This is a genomic window from Enterobacter sp. HSTU-ASh6 (assembly GCF_026319105.1).
GTDB lineage: Bacteria > Pseudomonadota > Gammaproteobacteria > Enterobacterales > Enterobacteriaceae > Enterobacter > Enterobacter sichuanensis.
Window position 1 is genome coordinate 90,438 of sequence record NZ_WSPD01000008.1, and the last position, 16,358, is coordinate 106,795.

General features: G+C 57.0%; 15 protein-coding genes and 1 tRNA gene. 6 read left to right on the plus strand and 10 right to left on the minus strand.

The window, feature by feature from the left end; translation table 11 throughout:
- Positions 1 to 15 precede the first annotated feature (15 nt).
- The 3 genes from GM298_RS11850 to GM298_RS11860 all read right to left on the minus strand — a co-directional run bounded on the left by GM298_RS11850 (position 16) and on the right by GM298_RS11860 (position 2,316).
- Positions 16 to 975 carry a YbgA family protein gene (locus tag GM298_RS11850; RefSeq protein ID WP_266154145.1) on the minus strand — a complete coding sequence of 320 codons (960 nt, stop codon included), beginning with the start codon at positions 973 to 975 and terminating at the stop codon, positions 16 to 18.
- A 102-nt stretch (positions 976 to 1,077) separates the two neighbouring features.
- Positions 1,078 to 1,491, minus strand: coding sequence for a hydroxyisourate hydrolase (gene uraH, locus GM298_RS11855; RefSeq protein WP_025757016.1), 414 nt, complete (start codon positions 1,489 to 1,491; stop codon positions 1,078 to 1,080).
- 99 nt (positions 1,492 to 1,590) lie between these two features.
- Positions 1,591 to 2,316 carry a MerR family transcriptional regulator gene (locus tag GM298_RS11860; RefSeq protein ID WP_025757017.1) on the minus strand — a complete coding sequence of 242 codons (726 nt, stop codon included), beginning with the start codon at positions 2,314 to 2,316 and terminating at the stop codon, positions 1,591 to 1,593.
- Between the two features lie 117 nt (positions 2,317 to 2,433).
- Here GM298_RS11860 and GM298_RS11865 point away from each other — a divergent pair, with 117 nt between their 5' ends.
- The 3 genes from GM298_RS11865 (at position 2,434) to GM298_RS11875 (ending at position 4,614) form a co-directional block, all read left to right on the plus strand.
- Positions 2,434 to 2,958: a lipocalin family protein gene (locus tag GM298_RS11865; protein ID WP_025757018.1), complete on the plus strand. Its 525-nt coding sequence runs from the start codon at positions 2,434 to 2,436 to the stop codon at positions 2,956 to 2,958.
- A 78-nt stretch (positions 2,959 to 3,036) separates the two neighbouring features.
- A complete protein-coding gene (locus GM298_RS11870) occupies positions 3,037 to 4,035 on the plus strand; it encodes a class I SAM-dependent methyltransferase (RefSeq protein ID WP_266154146.1) in 999 nt (332 codons plus the stop codon).
- A 138-nt stretch (positions 4,036 to 4,173) separates the two neighbouring features.
- Positions 4,174 to 4,614: an acetyltransferase gene (locus tag GM298_RS11875; RefSeq protein WP_266154147.1), complete on the plus strand. Its 441-nt coding sequence runs from the start codon at positions 4,174 to 4,176 to the stop codon at positions 4,612 to 4,614.
- On the opposite strand, the gene GM298_RS11880 is transcribed toward GM298_RS11875, so the two are convergent.
- A complete protein-coding gene (locus tag GM298_RS11880) occupies positions 4,611 to 5,648 on the minus strand; it encodes a virulence RhuM family protein (RefSeq protein ID WP_266154148.1) in 1,038 nt (345 codons plus the stop codon). The two genes, GM298_RS11875 and GM298_RS11880, sit on opposite strands and share 4 nt — an antisense overlap.
- A gap of 59 nt (positions 5,649 to 5,707) precedes the next feature.
- Entirely contained in the window at positions 5,708 to 6,049 is a 342-nt protein-coding gene (locus tag GM298_RS11885; protein ID WP_266154149.1) for a SymE family type I addiction module toxin, read from the minus strand.
- A gap of 128 nt (positions 6,050 to 6,177) precedes the next feature.
- Between GM298_RS11885 and GM298_RS11890 the strand changes: the two genes are divergently transcribed.
- Complete coding sequence (locus GM298_RS11890) at positions 6,178 to 6,339, plus strand: YlcI/YnfO family protein (RefSeq protein WP_128338786.1); 162 nt, start codon at positions 6,178 to 6,180, stop codon at positions 6,337 to 6,339.
- Positions 6,340 to 6,464: 125 nt separating this feature from the next.
- Here the strand turns inward: GM298_RS11890 and GM298_RS11895 are convergent, their stop codons facing one another.
- Positions 6,465 to 6,671, minus strand: a complete 207-nt coding sequence (locus GM298_RS11895; RefSeq protein WP_128338787.1) for a hypothetical protein — start codon at positions 6,669 to 6,671, stop codon at positions 6,465 to 6,467.
- A 145-nt stretch (positions 6,672 to 6,816) separates the two neighbouring features.
- Positions 6,817 to 6,911, minus strand: a tRNA-Sec gene (locus GM298_RS11900).
- Positions 6,912 to 7,239: 328 nt separating this feature from the next.
- Here GM298_RS11900 and yicI point away from each other — a divergent pair.
- Positions 7,240 to 9,558: an alpha-xylosidase gene (yicI, locus tag GM298_RS11905; protein WP_266154150.1), complete on the plus strand. Its 2,319-nt coding sequence runs from the start codon at positions 7,240 to 7,242 to the stop codon at positions 9,556 to 9,558.
- Between the two features lie 85 nt (positions 9,559 to 9,643).
- On the opposite strand, the gene GM298_RS11910 is transcribed toward yicI, so the two are convergent.
- Together GM298_RS11910 and xanP are read right to left on the minus strand one after the other, a co-directional pair.
- Complete coding sequence (locus tag GM298_RS11910; protein WP_266154151.1) at positions 9,644 to 11,332, minus strand: AsmA family protein; 1,689 nt, start codon at positions 11,330 to 11,332, stop codon at positions 9,644 to 9,646.
- 119 nt (positions 11,333 to 11,451) lie between these two features.
- Entirely contained in the window at positions 11,452 to 12,843 is a 1,392-nt protein-coding gene (xanP, locus tag GM298_RS11915; protein ID WP_008502668.1) for a xanthine/proton symporter XanP, read from the minus strand.
- 225 nt (positions 12,844 to 13,068) lie between these two features.
- Between xanP and gltS the strand changes: the two genes are divergently transcribed.
- Positions 13,069 to 14,271 carry a sodium/glutamate symporter gene (gene gltS / locus GM298_RS11920; RefSeq protein ID WP_266154152.1) on the plus strand — a complete coding sequence of 401 codons (1,203 nt, stop codon included), beginning with the start codon at positions 13,069 to 13,071 and terminating at the stop codon, positions 14,269 to 14,271.
- A 2-nt stretch (positions 14,272 to 14,273) separates the two neighbouring features.
- Here the strand turns inward: gltS and recG are convergent, their stop codons facing one another.
- Positions 14,274 to 16,355 carry an ATP-dependent DNA helicase RecG gene (recG, locus tag GM298_RS11925; protein ID WP_262747853.1) on the minus strand — a complete coding sequence of 694 codons (2,082 nt, stop codon included), beginning with the start codon at positions 16,353 to 16,355 and terminating at the stop codon, positions 14,274 to 14,276.
- Positions 16,356 to 16,358: the final 3 nt, after the last annotated feature.

The window sequence follows — 16,358 nt, forward strand, 5'->3', positions numbered from 1 at the left end:
CCTTCGCGTCTTTATTTACTTAACGGCCAGACGCAGACCCAAATCATCAGGATAGGGATCAAAGTAGTTTTGCGTCATCAGATACCGGTCAGGATATTCGGCAAGGTAGTGCTTCAGCAGCGTGATCGGCGCGAGGATAGGTAACTGCCCGTTGCGATAGTGCAGGATCACATCGCGCAGTTCGCCGCGCTGGCGGCTGTTCAGCTGGTTACGGAAATACCCCTGAATATGCATCAGTACGTTAGTGTGATTCTTCCGCGAGGCGGGTTTTTTCAGGATAGTCATCAGCTTCTCCCGGTACGCCACGAAGAAGGCGTCCAGGTCTTCCCACTCGTGCAGTGAGGCGACGAACGGGCCGATTTCACGGTAACCCGCCTGATGGTGCGCCAGCAGCTGGAGCTTGTAGCGGCTGTGGAAGTCCAGCAGCGCGCGGCGCGTCAGGCCATGTTTTCGCAGTGTGTTCAGCTCGTGCAGCGCAAAAACACGCTCGACGAAGTTCTCCCGCAGAACCGGATCGTGCAGGCGTCCATCTTCCTCCACGGGCAGCCACGGCCAGGTTTCAAGGAGGGCAGCGGTGAACAGCCCAACCCCCTCCTTGCGGCCCCGGTTGCCGTTTTCATCATACAGCCGCACGCGCTCCATGCCGCAGCTGGGGGATTTCGCACAGACGATAAAGCCGGAGAGATCGCCAATTTTCGGCAAAAAGTCTGCCGTAAAGTCCGCCATTTTCTGCGTAACGTCTTCATGAGGCGCATGGCTGAAGCGCATCTGCGTTTCACCGTTCGTCGTCACGATCAGACGCAGCGCCGGGCGAGGCGTCGGCAGGCCGATGGCCATTTCCGGGCAGACGGGCCTGAAATTCACCCACTGGGCCAGCTCATCCATGACGAAGCCCATACGCTTATGTCCGCCGTCAAAGCGAACGGCGGATCCGGTCAAACATCCGCTAATACCGAGCACAGGTTTCGTTGTCATGGTGTGGTCCTCCCGTTCATATAACTAAAACTTACACAACATGACTAATTTGTCCAAGTATTCGCGGGACTATTTTTTTTATTCTTTTAAAATCAACACGTCTTAACTGCCCTTGTAGGTCGAGTAACCGTACTGGCTCAGCAGAAGCGGAATGTGCAGTTTCTCGTTGGTGCGGGTCACGGTAAACAGCACCGGGATCTCCGGGAAGAAGGAGTCCAGCTTTTTGGTGTGGAAGTAGTCGGCGGTTTTAAAGGTCACTTTATATACGCCGGGCTGCATGTCCTGGTCCTGCGGATAGAGCGATTTGATGCGTCCGTCATGGTCGGTTTTACCGCTGGCAAGCTGGGTCCATTTATCCTGCTCCTGCTTTTCCAGGGTAACGGTCACGTCCGACGGCGGCATACCGGTTTGCTGGTCGAGAACGTGTACGCTCAGCGTGCCAGCCGGGGCGGCGCTGAAGGCGGCAGGGGTAAAGGCCATCGCGGCCAGGATCAGCAGAGGGGTGGTTTTTTTCATGATGTTTTCCTGTGGAGTTAGTCGTCACAGGAAAACGTTAGCATTCGCAGCGCGGGAAAATATTCAACTTTTCGTGACAATTCCCACAGGAGAAAATCGTCAGAGGATAATCACCTCAAGGGAAACCTGCTGCTGCCACTGCTCCACCTGCTTTCTCCGCGCGGCGGTGAGCTTGCCGCTGGTGACCAGCAGCCATTTGCGCTCCGGGAAAATTTCCGGGGCCAGCGCGTCAGGAGGCGAGGGCAGAATGTCGATCCGGTGGCCCTGCCCGGTGCGCGTCAGGGCTTCGAGCCAGATCTCGCAGGCGTCGTTCAGGTGCCAGCCGCTGAGCAGAATATTATCCCCTGGCGCTTTTTTATCGCCTTCGAGGCAAAACGAGGTGTAGGCGATGATGATGCCGTCAAGGATCGCGCGCAGGGTCATGGCGGCGGCGACGTTAGCTGAGACCTGGCTGCGCAGCGGGCGCAGCACGTTCGTGACCAGCTCGGGTCTTGGGTACTCGCGTCCGGCGTCGTAGATCATCTGGCGCAGGGACTCGATTTTGCCGTCCTGCAGACGTTGCAGCATGTTCTGTTGCAGGGTTTGCCAGTTGTTGGTCCGCCCCGGCGTCGGGCGTTCCAGCAGCGGTTTGACCTGGCCAATCGGGACACCTTTTTTAACCCAGTCGAGGATTTTTAGCGCCTGCTGGACGTCCTCATCGCTGTACTGGCGGTGGCCGCCTTCCGTGCGCTGTGGCTTGAGTAAACCGTAGCGACGCTGCCACGCCCGCAGGGTGGTGGCGGTGATGCCGCTGAGTCTGGCGAATTCGCCGATGGAGTAAGCCATGTCCGTGTCCAGAGTGGAGGAATACTCTCAATATACTACGAATTTTCCCGAACGGGATGAAGCGCCGAAACGGTGCACTACACTTAACATCCAACCGTGCAAATGAAAGGAATTCTCATGAAGCTATGGCCTGTTGTGACCGGTGTTGCCATTGCCCTGACGCTGGTCGCCTGTACATCCCCTACGCCGCCGAAGGGCGTGCAGCCGATTTCCGGTTTTGACGCCAGCCGCTATCTCGGTAAATGGTACGAAGTCGCCCGCCTGGAAAACCGTTTTGAACGCGGGCTGGAGCAGGTGACCGCCACCTACGGCAAGCGCAGCGACGGCGGCATTAGCGTGCTTAACCGCGGTTACGACCCGGTGAAGAACAAGTGGAATGAGAGCGAAGGGAAGGCGTACTTTACCGGCGAACCGACCACGGCTGCGCTGAAGGTGTCGTTCTTCGGACCGTTCTACGGCGGCTATAACGTGATCAAGCTGGACGACAAGTACCAGTACGCCCTGGTGAGCGGTCCGAACCGCGATTACCTGTGGATTTTGTCGCGCACGCCCACGATCCCGGATGCGGTGAAACAAGATTATCTGAACACTGCCCGCAGCCTGGGCTTCCGGGTTGACCAGCTGGTGTGGGTGAAGCAGTAAAGATCGTGCTTTCTTCGTAGGGTATTACTGGCTCGCCTGGATAGACTTCCGTTAAAAGCCCTACGGAGGGAAGAGGACATGAACTGGCTGCCTTTTCACGGCAATGCACCGGAAAACATGACCATTTTCAGTGCGTCATTTCCCGACGTCAGCGATCGGTGGCCGATGAAAGACGATGCTGTCCGTGAGATTGCCACCCTTGACCGGGCGCTGAAAGCTGAGCCTGCGCTCCGTCCCCCTCGGATTGAATACGAAGAGGGGGGAGAGGCGGTGCTTGTCCCGCAGAACCGCTATTCCGAACAGGCCTTTCGCAACCGCCCGGCGCTGACCGCGTGGCGCACCCGGCTGGTGCCCTCCGCGCTGGCGCTGTTTGTGGTGCAAAACCCGCTGGAAGACCGCCTGCCAGACGGAACCAAAATGGACAGCGACAGCCGCCAGTGGTTTATCCACGCTAACGATGCGGTAGGCGTGCGTTCCCGCGCCCGGGTGCTGGCCGCGCTGGTGGATAAATACATTCATAACGAGAGTGAGAACAACTGGGTCAGCCTGGCGAGCGGGGCTGCAATCCCGGTGCTGGAGGCGCTGCGCGAAGCAAAGCTCGACGGCCAGCAGGTGTATTTCACGCTGGTGGACAAAGACCCCGTGGCGCTCAGCTGGGCAGAAACCATGGCGGCCCAGGAGGGCATTGTGGTGGGCGAACAGCTGACCCTGCTTCGGCGTAACCTGCTTCATACGCTGGTGCGTAATGAGGACTTACTGCTGGAGCTGGGTGAGCATCAGGCTGAACTGGTCGATGCGCTGGGGATTTTCGAATACTTCAACGATACCGATGCGGTAATTTTCCTCCAGCGCGCGCTGCGGTTGGTCAAGCCCGGCGGGGCGGTGATTGTATCGAACATGCTGACCAGCAGCCCGCAGATTGATTTTGTGCTGCGCGGTATCGGCTGGGAGGATATTCACCCGCGGTCGTTACAGCAGCTGCAGGATATCCACATCGCCGCGGGCGTGCCGGTGGAAAACGTCACCGTAGTGGTGCCGAAGGATGGGGTATATGCGGTAATGGAGGTTAGGGTTTAGCGCGATCGGTACATCCGCTGAGTTGGCCAGAAACCGCACGGACAGTCCCCTCTCCCTCGAGGGAGAGGGTTAGGGTGAGGGGGAACAGGCCGCACAGAGTGACTTGAATGAGTTTGGTTTTCCAGACATGATCTCCCTATGAAAATAGAAACCGTACACCCCTCACACTTCGAACGACTGGTCGCCATTTGGGAATCCTCCGTTCGCGCCACTCACCATTTTTTGCAGGAAAGCGATATTGCGGCGCTGCGCCCGCTACTGCTCAACGCCTATCTGCCAAACCTCACCGTCGTGATGGCGCGCGATGACGCAGGCGTAATTCATGGCTTTTTAGGCGTGGATGAAAATCGTATTGAAATGCTGTTTGTTGACGATGCGAGCCGGGGAAAAGGCGTCGGGAAATTACTGCTGAAATATGCCATCGCAGAGTTTGGCGTGAATGAAGTGGATGTCAATGAGCAAAACCCGCAGGGCGTGGCATTTTATCGCCATATGGGGTTTAAGCAGGTCGGACGCTCGGAAGTGGACGGGCAGGGGAATCCGTTTCCGCTGTTGCATATGCGGTTGAATCGAGATTAGCGCTTAGCCTGCTTATCCCATTTTAATAAGCCGACAATATCTTTCTCACCTTCGGCTTCTTTCAGCAGGCGCTGCTTTTTTTCAAACTCAACGTATTCTGAGCAGGCCTTTTCATCAGCCGCTTTCTTGCTGATTTTGCCTGCGCCTTCTAAAACGTCCCGGTCGTTAAATTGCAGGAACTGATCGAGTTTAGTTTGCCAGTCTCGTAAAAATACCTGCTTACGGCGTTTGGCCTGATCTTCAGCAAAGTCGAGCCACATATTAACGACGCGATTAAGCTCGCTGACCTCATCCTGAGACAGATAATTTTTTGCAGTGGTGACATCGCTTTTACGGACTTCTTCGCCTTTATAGCTGGTCAGCCCCATATGCGGTTGAGTGGCGTCCGCACGTTGGTGAATCAACTCAGCAGCGGTAAGACCCGTGCAGGCAAAATGCAGTTTGTTCTGGATGGTCTGGAAAAATTGCGTGGTTTCTTTGAGTGATGGCTGATAATCAGCGGCTAATGCAAAAATCTCCTTCACGCGGAGATAAACCCGGCGTTCGCTGGCCCGTATATCGCGAATGCGTTCCAGCATTTCATCGAAATAGTCAGGTACGGCGGATGAGCCAACAGGGGGATTTTTCAGGCGCTCGTCGTCCATAACGAAGCCTTTTACCAGATATTCCTGCAGCGTTTGGGTGGCCCACTGGCGGAACTGTGTACCTCGCGTGGAGCGGACGCGATAGCCGACAGCAAGTATTGCTTCAAGATTGTAGTGCTCTATCTCTCTGGAAACCTGACGTTTTCCTTCCTGACGAACTATCCGGAATTTCCGGATAGTTGAATATTGATCAATTTCACCATCAGAAAATATATTCATCAGATGCTCGTTGATAGTTCGAACATCTTTACCGTACAGATCGGCCATTGCTGCCTGGGATAACCAGATCGTGTCTGATTCGAAGCGACATTCGACACGGATTCTTCCGTCACCGCTGGCAAATATAATAAATTCGCCTGTTGGATTTTGGATTACGTCTTTATCTGCCATGTCGCCTCCACATCCTTAATGATTAACGCACCAGGCACGTAGTATGCCAGAAATAGCCGCTAAGCCAGATGGTTTGTATTTGCTTTTGCGAGGGGCTTTCCAGGAATCTGAGTCTGAATCGCGGCAAGGCCTTTCTCTATCTGCACAAGTTTGCCCTTCGTCCGTTTGTACTCGTCCTGCAATCTCTGCTCCTGCTCGTTATACGCCACCAGAACAATGCACCCTTTCATCACCTTTACGGTCACATGATGCCCGGTTTCGAACCCCGCTGCGCGCAGCCATTTTCCGGATAAAATGATATTGGGCGTGGATTTGTCGAAAACATTCGGGCGGTATCCCACAATTAACGAACGCTCGGTTCCGGATTGGTCGGTGTCTGGGGTAGAATGCGAATCAGCCATAATCAACTCCTTGATAGTTGGTGAGGTTAGACGCCCTTTAGTGCTCCAACACTGCTGGGCGTTGTCAGAATCCCGGATCCATGTGGTAGGTACCACATGCAGATAAACTAACCGAAATGGTACCTACCATGCAAGAGAAAAAGAAACCAAATTTTGACCGCACCAAGAGCACGATGAAGAACATTCGTTTTGAGGATGAGCTTTTAGAACAGATCGAGAAGGCTGCGGGGAAAGGGAATTTTAGTAAATGGGTTAAAGAGGCATGTAGGCTTAGGCTTATGCGTGAGTAGCCATCAAAACTACTTATAATAATTACAAGCCAATAAATGATAAGTTTGAAAAATATATTCCGAACTTATCATTTGCTATCATAGTTAACTTTTCAGTTAACTACTTAATAATGAATAAGTTATTTTTAACCAAATCTGCTTTTAAATTTTTGCGAACTGACTCGACGTTGCATTTTTCCATTACAGTTTGGGCATAGATGTTGTTTCTCTCCTTCAATTTCCCATGTGTAATATTTTTTCTTGAAATAAGTATGACAGATATCACACCGCCTGGGCTTGAAAATGGCAGCAATAATGACGATCAAAAGCACAGCACCTATAATCCATTCCATTACAGTTTCCCTTCACTTTTTTAAATAAGTCAGACGATAACACTTCATATTTAAATGAATAAGTGATCATGTTCACATAAGATGGCTGAAATGAAAGAATCTATTTACAAGTGAAGTTATTTATTACTGAGGCGAATGACATTTTTGGCGGAAGATCACAGGAGTCGAACCTGCCCGGGAACGCTGGCGTCCCCAACTGGATTTGAAGTCCAGCCACCTCACCGGAGATGACGATCTTCCGCGCCTGCATTGCTACATGGAGGCGGGGCGCATTATAGCTACTTTCAGGCATTTACCACATACCCCGACACACTTTTTTCACCTCTCTTTTGACCTGAATACCCCCATTTCAGTTAATTCTTAAGAAAATCCTCATGTTAGCCCTGCGTGCCCCTCAACATTTACCCCGATCACAAAAAACAAGAAACGTAATTTGCTAACCAGAAAACGCAATACTCCCCCCTGAACCAATGGTTTAAAACCTCTGTAACCGGTCTCAGTGCCCGTGTCGCCACATGGCTGGCGCCTGACGGCCAGCAAAGGATTACAGAACCAGGAGGACGAAAGTATGAAAATCAGTGATGGAAACTGGCTTATTCAACCGGGGCTGAACGTGACGTATCCGGTGCAGGTGTTCGACGTGGAGCGGCAGGGCAATGACCTGGTGGTCTACGTGGCGCCGCGCGACGTGCGGGAACGCGCCTGGCAGCTTGATACGTTGATGTTCACCGTCCGGCTTTTCGCACCGCAGGAAGGGATTGTCGGGGTGCGCATCGAGCACTTCCAGGGGATGCAGGATAAAGGCCCGCACTACCCGCTCAACGTGCTGAACGAAGTGAAGGTTGAGATTGAAAACAACGCCGAGTTTGCCGAGCTGAAAAGCGGCAACATCAGCGTGCGCGTCACCAAAGGGGAGTTCTGGGCGCTGGATTTCCTGCGCGACGGTCAACGTATTACCGGCAGCCAGCTGAAAAACAACGGCTACGTGCAGGATACCCATACCGACCGTAATTACGTGTTTGAACGGCTGGATCTGGGCGTGGGGGAAACGGTCTACGGTCTCGGCGAGCGCTTTACCGCCCTGGTGCGCAACGGTCAGCGGGTCGATACCTGGAACTGCGACGGCGGCACCAGCACCGAGCAGTCCTACAAAAATATCCCGTTCTACCTGACCAATCGCGGCTACGGCGTGCTGGTCAACCATCCTGAAAACGTCTCTTTCGAAATTGGCTCGGAGAAAGTCTCCAAAGTGCAGTTCAGCGTTGAAGGGGAATACCTGGAGTATTTCGTGATCGACGGGCCGACACCAAAAGAGGTATTAAACCGCTATACCCGCTTCACCGGGCGTCCGGCGCTGCCGCCGGCGTGGTCGTTCGGCCTGTGGCTCACCACCTCGTTTACCACCAACTACGACGAAGCTACGGTAAATAGCTTTATCGACGGCATGGCCGAGCGCGACCTGCCGCTGCACGTCTTCCACTTCGACTGCTTCTGGATGAAGGCCTTCCAGTGGTGTGATTTTGAGTGGGACCCGGTGACCTTCCCGGACCCGCAAGGGATGATTCGGCGCCTGAAGGAGAAAGGGCTGAAGGTCTGCGTGTGGATCAACCCCTATATCGGCCAGAAGTCACCGGTCTTTCAGGAGCTGAAAGAGAAAGGCTACTTGCTCAAGCGCCCGGACGGCAGCGTGTGGCAATGGGACAAATGGCAGCCCGGACTGGCGATTTATGACTTTACCAACCCGGACGCGTGTCGGTGGTATGCCGACAAGCTGAAAGGCCTGGTGGATATCGGCGTCGATTGCTTCAAGACTGACTTTGGCGAGCGCATCCCGACGGACGTGCAGTGGTTTGACGGATCCGATCCGCAGAAAATGCACAACCACTACGCCTACATCTATAACGAGCTGGTGTGGAACGTGCTGAAAGAGACGGTGGGCGAGGAAGAGGCGGTACTGTTTGCCCGCTCCGCGTCCGTCGGCGCGCAGCAGTTCCCGGTGCACTGGGGCGGCGACTGCTATGCCAACTACGAATCGATGGCGGAAAGCCTGCGCGGGGGGCTGTCGATCGGTCTCTCCGGTTTCGGATTCTGGAGCCACGATATCGGCGGGTTCGAAAACACCGCCCCGGCGCACGTCTACAAGCGCTGGTGTGCGTTTGGCCTCTTCTCCAGCCACAGCCGCCTGCACGGCAGCAAATCCTACCGCGTGCCGTGGGCGTACGATGACGAGTCCTGCGACGTGGTGCGCCACTTCACCGAGGTGAAATGCCAGCTGATGCCGTATCTGTATCGTCAGGCGGCGCTGGCCCGCGAGTTCGGCACGCCGATGCTGCGGGCGATGATGCTGGAGTTCCCGGACGATCCGGCGTGTGATTACCTCGACCGTCAGTACATGCTGGGGGATGCGATGATGGTCGCGCCCGTCTTCTCTGAGGCGGGTGACGTGCAGTTCTACCTGCCGCAAGGACGGTGGACGCACCTGTGGCATAACGATGAAATCGAGGGCAGTCGCTGGCATAAACAGCAGCATGGTTTCATGAGCCTGCCGGTTTACGTGCGCGACAATACCCTGCTGGCGCTGGGCAACAATAAGCAGAAGCCGGACTATGCGTGGAATGAGGGGACAGCTTTCCAGCTGTTTAACCTGGGCGATGGCATCACGGCAGTGAGCGAGGTACCTGCGACGGACGGTTCAGTGGCGTTTACGCTGAAGGCATCGCGTCAGGGCGACACCGTGACCTTTACCGGTGCGGGTGAGGCGCGAAACTGGTCGGTCTGCTTGCGCAACGTGCCGGAGGTGAGCGGCGTGAAAGGCGGTTCACACGTCGGTAGCGAGTGGGGAGTGGTGGTGAAAGCCCAGGGGGATGAAGTGGTGGTTTACTTCTGAGCCGTAAAAATGCCCGGTGGCGCTTCGCTTACCGGGCCTACGGGATCGAGTAGGCCGGGTAAGGCATAGCCGCCACCCGGCTTGTTTATTGCACCGGTGTTGAAACTACACCACCCGTCATGGTCTGCTGCACCTGCTGTTTATCCATATTCACCGCATTCAGCTTGCCGTTGACCGTCGGCTTTAAGGGCGCACTGGCCTGCACGCTGCCGCTGGCGGTGAGCTGAACATTGCCGTCGCCCGCAATCGGCAGCGCCGGCCAGCCCCACTGCTGCAGAATGTTGAGCGGCACGCCGCGCCCGTTCAGGCTCACGGTTGTCTGTCGCTGAGGAAGTTGTGAAACCGTCGCGGTCGCCTCAAGTATCCCTTTCTCGGTAAACGCGCTCAGGTCGCTAATATTCACCGTGGCGGCGTTGGCGTTTAGCGCCAGCGACGGACGACGCACGTCCACACGGTTAAAGGTGGCCGCCGCGCCGTTGAGGGTTGCGCTGCCGCCCCAGACGCCCCACTGGCGATCTTTTACCAGCTGCAGGTTTGCGCCATAGCCATCCAGAGAGGTGATCTGCCACGGGAAGGCAGGATCGATGTCGATTACCAGGTTGCGGCTCAGGCCGAATTTATGCAGCGTGACGCTGTTCAGCCATTCCGGCAGTGGCGCCATCCACAGCGTTTTCCAGTTCTGCGGCAGAGTGTACTCCAGCCCGGCGATGGCGACGTCGTCCAGCACCAGCGCTTTGCCGTCGCGCAGCCAGTTACCGGAGGTACGTACCATGCCGCCTTCCCAGCGGGAGGTGAACTGGCGTAGCGCCACGCCCTGCGGGGAGAATTCCGCATTCAGGATCGGGTCGAAGAGATGCAGAGAACCGTAAATGAACTCGCTGGCGTTCATGGACAGGCGGCCTTCCTGGCTTTGCCAGTCACCTTTGCTCAGCGTCAGGTTGCGCAGGCTTAAATCCAGGTCCGTTACCGCCCAGTCCGGGCCCTGCAGCCGGGCGTCAGTAACGTCCAGACGACCAATCTGCAGAGAAGGGATGGTGGTCAGCGGGGCGAAGAACGCCATCAGCGTTTTATCGCTCTGCAGGCGGATCTCGTTCAGACGCAGGGTGTCGATAATCCAGCTGCCGTCGGCGTTGCGCAGGGCGGAGCCGGTGAGTGAGCCGCGTGCCATATCGGCACCAATGGTGCTCAGCACCACCTCTTTGCCGTTAAGCTGGCCCTCGATCAACACGTTGGTGGCCGGCACGCCGTTCAGGGTCAGCGAGCCGGCGCTCATCTGGATCTGCGCGCTTTTACCCAGCACGTTGCCCGCTTCCGGCTGCCACGGGCTGACGCCCCCCGTCACCTTCTGCGCGCTCAGGTCCCATTCGGTATTGGGGCTGTTAAACGCCATATTGTTCAGTTGCAGGCGGTCCGCCTGGAAGGGCAGCGGCGCGGTTTGCGGGGAGAGATTCAGCGTACCGTCGAACAGGGTGATGGTGTCCATATGCAGCGGATCGGTGAGCTGCCGGCTGCTCAGGCCAATATCGACTTTTTTGGCAACCAGGGTGGCGGGTTTACCGTCCCGACCGAAGGTGACGCTTTCCAGAATGATGTGGGAAGGCGACGAAAAGCGGTGGTTCATTTTGTCGAAACTGAGTTCGTAGTCGGTATTCACCGTCACCCAGCTGCTGACCTGAGTCGCGCCCCAGCGGGTCTGGAGGAGAATATAGAGCGCCAGCAGCACAATGAGCAGGGCTACCAGAAGATAGACGAGCAGCTTTCCAATAAATTTCATGGTCTTCCATCCCGCAAAACGCACATAGAGGAGTTATGCACGATTTATGCGCAATCCTCAAGGCGGGAATGGTGTAAAGAGATGTCACGGCAGGCATTGACAGCCTGCCGTGAGGACGATCAGTTTTTCTCTGGCGGGAAAACGAGGTTCAGCACGATAGCGGTGATACCGCCCGCAGCAATGCCGGAAGAGAGCAGGTTTTTCACCCAGTCCGGGGCAAACTGCAGGATCAGCGGCTGCTGAGAAACGCCCAGACCGACGGCCAGCGACAGGGCGATAATCATGATCGCGCGACGGTTCAGTGGCTCACGGGAGACGATGCGCACGCCGGAGGCCGCGATGGTGCCGAACATCACCAGCGTCGCGCCGCCCAGCACCGGCTCAGGGATGTGCTGCACAAAGCCACTGACTGCCGGGAACAGGCCGAGAACGATCAGCATCAGCGCCACCACGAAGCCGACGTAGCGGCTGGCCACGCCGGTGAGCTGGATCACGCCATTGTTCTGGCCGAAGCAGGAGTTCGGGAAGGTGTTGAACACCGCGGAGACAAACGAGTTCAGGCCGTTCGCCAGCACGCCGCCCTTCAGACGCTTCATATACAGCGGGCCGGAAACCGGCTGTTCGGAGACGTCGGAGGTGGCGGTGATATCGCCGATGGTCTCCAGAGAGGTGATCATAAAGACCAGCATCAGCGGCAGGAGCAGACCCCAGTCGATGCCCAGGCCGTAGTAGAGCGGTGTCGGGACGGTGATCAGCGCGCTGTTGGCTGGCGCGGTGTTCTCCGGCAGCATGCCCAGCGCCCACGCCAGCAGATAGCCCGCCGCCATGGCGATCACCAGCGAGGCGACGCGCAGGTAAGGGTTACGCTGACGGTTAAGCAGAATAATGATGGCCAGTACGACGCCCGCCAGCAGCAGGTTTTTCGGTGCGCCAAAGGTGTGGTCGCTCATTGCGGCATAACCGCCGCCGATGGAGGTGAGGCCCACCTGAATCAGTGACAGGCCGATAATCATTACCACCACGCCGGAAACCAGCGGCGTGATGACGCGACGCGCCAGATGCAGCACGCGGGAGATCACCATCTCCGTGCAGCTTGCCAGCATCAGGGTGCCAAACAGCGCCGCCATCATGGTCGGGACATCCGCACCGCCGGTTTTCAGGGCTGTACCGCCCATGATCAGCGGTGCCACAAAGTTAAAGCTGGTGCCCTGAATCGACAGTAATCCCGACCCCACCGGACCCCACGCTTTAATCTGAATAATCGAGGCCACGCCGGAGGCGAAGAGAGACATGCTGATGATGTGCTGCGTATCCTGCGCCGGTAAGCCGAGCGCCTGACAAATCAGCAGCGCCGGGGTGATCACCGCAACAAACATCGCCAGAAGATGCTGGCAGGCAGCGAAAAGCGTCTGCGGCAGCGGCGGGCGGTCTTCAAGGCGGTAAATCAGTTCGCTATTTTGCTTCTGCGCAATCGGTTGCGCATCAGGCGACTCTATGGTGTTAACGGACATCGGCGGCAATCCCACGGTGGAAAAGCGGGCATTTTATCTGACCACCTGGTAAAAGCAAACGATTGCCAGCAAAAAAAGACAAGAAAATCTGCCGCTGTGAGCAGGTTTTCTACATCCGATAAGGAAAAAAAATTACACTTTTTGCGCCGGGAGCTCATGAAGAGCGCAAACCGGCCCAGGATAACGCCGCGTGTGTATGGAACACGCGCAAAACAGGAGCCTTCTATGATTCATCTCGATACGTTGTCGACCCTTGTTGCCGCAACGCTGGTCTTGCTGCTTGGTCGTAAGCTGGTACATAGCGTTTCCCTTCTGAAAAAATACACCATCCCTGAACCTGTCGCCGGCGGCCTGCTGGTGGCGCTGGCCCTGCTGGTGCTGAAAAAAAGCATGGGCTGGGAAATCGATTTTGATATGTCCCTGAAAGATCCGCTGATGCTGGCCTTTTTTGCCACCATCGGCCTCAATGCCAATCTGGCGAGCCTGCGGGCGGGCGGCAAAGTGCTCGGCGTATTTTTGATTGTGGTGGTCGGGCTGCTGCTGATGCAAAACGCCATCGGTATCGGGATGGCGACGCTGCTGGGGCTGGATCCGCTGATGGGGCTGCTGGCAGGGTCAATTACGCTGTCTGGCGGCCACGGCACCGGGGCGGCGTGGAGTAAATTGTTTATCGAGCGCTATGGCTTTGAAAATGCGACGGAAGTGGCGATGGCCTGTGCCACCTTTGGCCTGGTGCTGGGGGGCCTGATTGGCGGCCCGGTGGCGCGTTATCTGGTGAAGCACTCCACCACGCCGGACGGCAGACCGGACGATGAGCTGGTCCCGACCGCCTTTGAAAAGCCGGACGTCGGGCGCAGCATTACCTCACTGGTGTTGATTGAAACCATCGCGATGATTGCCATCTGCCTGACCGTGGGCAAAGTGGTTGCGCAAGGGCTGGCGGGCTCCGCGTTTGAGCTGCCGACGTTTGTCTGCGTGCTGTTTATCGGGGTGATCCTCAGCAACGGTCTGGCGCTGATGGGCTTCTACCGCGTGTTTGAACGGGCGGTCTCGGTGCTCGGCAACGTCTGTCTGTCGCTGTTCCTGGCGATGGCGCTGATGAGCCTCAAGCTGTGGGAGCTGGCCTCGCTGGCGCTGCCGATGGTGGCGATTCTGGCGGTGCAGGCCCTGTTTATGGCGCTCTATGCCATGTTCGTCACCTGGCGCATGATGGGTAAAAACTACGATGCGGCGGTGCTGGCGGCGGGGCAATGCGGGTTTGGGCTCGGGGCAACGCCAACGGCAATCGCCAATATGCAGGCGATTACCGAGCGATTCGGGCCATCGCACATGGCGTTTCTGGTGGTCCCGATGGTCGGGGCATTCTTTATTGATATCGTCAACGCGCTGGTGATTAAGCTGTACCTGATGCTGCCGATGTTCGCCTGAAGTCAGGCGTTGGAGTAGCGTTCGGTTTCCGGCATCCAGCGTTCAATTAACGCTGCCGCCTGTTCGGGGTAGCGTTCATGAATATGGCGGGCGAGGCGCTGAACTTCCGGGATCATGGCCTGATCGCGCAGCAGGTCCGCGACTTTGAACTCCGCGTTCCCCGTCTGGCGGGTACCCAGCAGTTCACCCGGGCCGCGGATCTCCAGGTCTTTTTGCGCAATCACAAAACCATCGTTGCTGTCGCGCAACACCTGCAACCGCATCTGGGCGGTTTTCGAGAGCGGGGCTTTGTAGAGCAGGACGCAGTGGGACGCCACCGCGCCGCGGCCAACGCGCCCGCGGAGCTGGTGGAGTTGGGCAAGGCCCAGACGCTCCGGGTTCTCGATGATCATCAGGCTGGAGTTTGGCACGTCCACGCCCACTTCAATGACCGTCGTTGCAACCAGTAAATGCAGTTCCCCTTGCTTAAATGACTGCATTACCGACTGTTTTTCAGCAGGCTTCATTCGCCCGTGAACCAGACCCACGTTCAGTTCCGGCAGCGCCAGCTTTAACTCTTCCCACGTGGCTTCTGCAGCCTGCGCTTCCAGCAGTTCAGACTCTTCAATCAGCGTACACACCCAGTAGGCCTGACGTCCTTCATGCGTACAGGCATTGCGCACGCGGTCGATGATATCGCTGCGACGCGTATCAGGAATGGCGACCGTCGTCACCGGCGTACGACCCGGCGGCAGTTCGTCGATGGTGGAAGTATCCAGATCGGCGTAAGCCGTCATCGCCAGGGTGCGCGGAATCGGCGTGGCGGTCATGATCAGCTGATGCGGGTGGAAACCCTGCTGCAGCCCTTTTTCCCACAGGGCCAGACGCTGATGCACGCCAAAGCGGTGCTGTTCATCGATAATCACCAGCGCAAGGCCGTTAAACTGCACCTGCTCCTGGAAGATGGCGTGGGTGCCAACAATCATGTGTACCTGACCGCTGGCAATCGCCTCCTGTTGCGCAAGGCGCGCTTTGCCTTTTTGCTTCCCGGCAAGCCAGCCCACTTCAATGCCCAGCGGCGCAAACCAGGCGCGGAAATTGTTCGCGTGCTGTTCGGCCAGCAGTTCGGTCGGGGCCATGAGCGCCACCTGTTTGCCATGTGCAATCGCGCGCAGGGCGGCCAGAGCGGCTACCAGCGTTTTACCGGATCCCACATCACCCTGCACCAGGCGCATCATCGGTACGTCGAGCGCCATATCGCGTTCAATTTCGGCGGTAACGCGCGCCTGTGCGCCGGTGGGTTTAAACGGCAGCGAGGCCAGCAGCTTATCCTTGAGCTCATCACGCGGGCTTAACGGCTGGGCATGGAAACGCTGCGCGCCGGCGCGAAGCGCCAGCATGCTCAGGTTATGGGCCAGTAATTCCTCAAGGATAAGACGCTGTTGGGCAGGGTGTTTGCCGCTTTCTAAATCGCTGAGCTGCAGCGTTGGCGGCGGACGGTGCAGGGTACGCAGCGCCTCGGGCAGACTCATCATCCCCTGCGCCAGTTCGGGTGGCAGCAGCTCGGTAATGGCGCAGGTATCCAGCAGCTCCAGCGCCTGATCGGTCAGCTTACGCAGCGTCGCCTGCTTGATGCCTTCGGTCGTCGGGTAAACCGGGGTGAGCGTCTCCTGCATCTCCGGCGTGCTGAGATCGCCCTGAACGCGGTACTCCGGGTGGATCATCTCTGCGCCGTATTTCCCGCGTTTGGCTTCGCCATAGGCCAGCACTCTGCGGCCCGTTGCCAGGCTGTTCTTCATTGCCGCGCTGAAGTTGAAAAATCGCATGGTGAGAATGCCGGTGCCGTCGCTTATCTGGCAGGTCATCATCCGGCGTCCGCCGAAGGTGATGTTGCAGTTCAGGACTTCGCCTTCAACGGTGGCATAAATGGCGGGCAGCAGATCGCCAATTTTGTACAGCTGGGTGCGGTCTTCATAACGCAGGGGAAGGTGGAGCAGGAGATCCTGCACCGTGTGCAGGCCGATTTTAGCCAGCTTATTGCTTTGCGCCGCGCCCACGCCCGTCAGGCTGTTGAGCGGGATGGCATCCAGCAGGCGGCCTTTCATCGG

Excerpts from the sequence above, each read along its gene's own strand:
- xanP (WP_008502668.1), bottom strand. The coding sequence starts at position 12,843 with ATGTCCGTTAACACCATAGAGTCGCCTGATGCGCAACCGATTGCGCAG.
- GM298_RS11895 (WP_128338787.1), bottom strand. The coding sequence starts at position 6,671 with ATGGAATGGATTATAGGTGCTGTGCTTTTGATCGTCATTATTGCTGCC.
- GM298_RS11870 (WP_266154146.1), top strand. The coding sequence starts at position 3,037 with ATGAACTGGCTGCCTTTTCACGGCAATGCACCGGAAAACATGACCATT.
- GM298_RS11865 (WP_025757018.1), top strand. The coding sequence starts at position 2,434 with ATGAAGCTATGGCCTGTTGTGACCGGTGTTGCCATTGCCCTGACGCTG.
- GM298_RS11850 (WP_266154145.1), bottom strand. The coding sequence starts at position 975 with ATGACAACGAAACCTGTGCTCGGTATTAGCGGATGTTTGACCGGATCC.
- GM298_RS11890 (WP_128338786.1), top strand. The coding sequence starts at position 6,178 with ATGCAAGAGAAAAAGAAACCAAATTTTGACCGCACCAAGAGCACGATG.
- uraH (WP_025757016.1), bottom strand. The coding sequence starts at position 1,491 with ATGAAAAAAACCACCCCTCTGCTGATCCTGGCCGCGATGGCCTTTACC.
- yicI (WP_266154150.1), top strand. The coding sequence starts at position 7,240 with ATGAAAATCAGTGATGGAAACTGGCTTATTCAACCGGGGCTGAACGTG.
- GM298_RS11875 (WP_266154147.1), top strand. The coding sequence starts at position 4,174 with ATGAAAATAGAAACCGTACACCCCTCACACTTCGAACGACTGGTCGCC.
- gltS (WP_266154152.1), top strand. The coding sequence starts at position 13,069 with ATGATTCATCTCGATACGTTGTCGACCCTTGTTGCCGCAACGCTGGTC.
- GM298_RS11860 (WP_025757017.1), bottom strand. The coding sequence starts at position 2,316 with ATGGCTTACTCCATCGGCGAATTCGCCAGACTCAGCGGCATCACCGCC.
- GM298_RS11885 (WP_266154149.1), bottom strand. The coding sequence starts at position 6,049 with ATGGCTGATTCGCATTCTACCCCAGACACCGACCAATCCGGAACCGAG.
- GM298_RS11880 (WP_266154148.1), bottom strand. The coding sequence starts at position 5,648 with ATGGCAGATAAAGACGTAATCCAAAATCCAACAGGCGAATTTATTATA.
- GM298_RS11910 (WP_266154151.1), bottom strand. The coding sequence starts at position 11,332 with ATGAAATTTATTGGAAAGCTGCTCGTCTATCTTCTGGTAGCCCTGCTC.
- recG (WP_262747853.1), bottom strand. The coding sequence starts at position 16,355 with ATGAAAGGCCGCCTGCTGGATGCCATCCCGCTCAACAGCCTGACGGGC.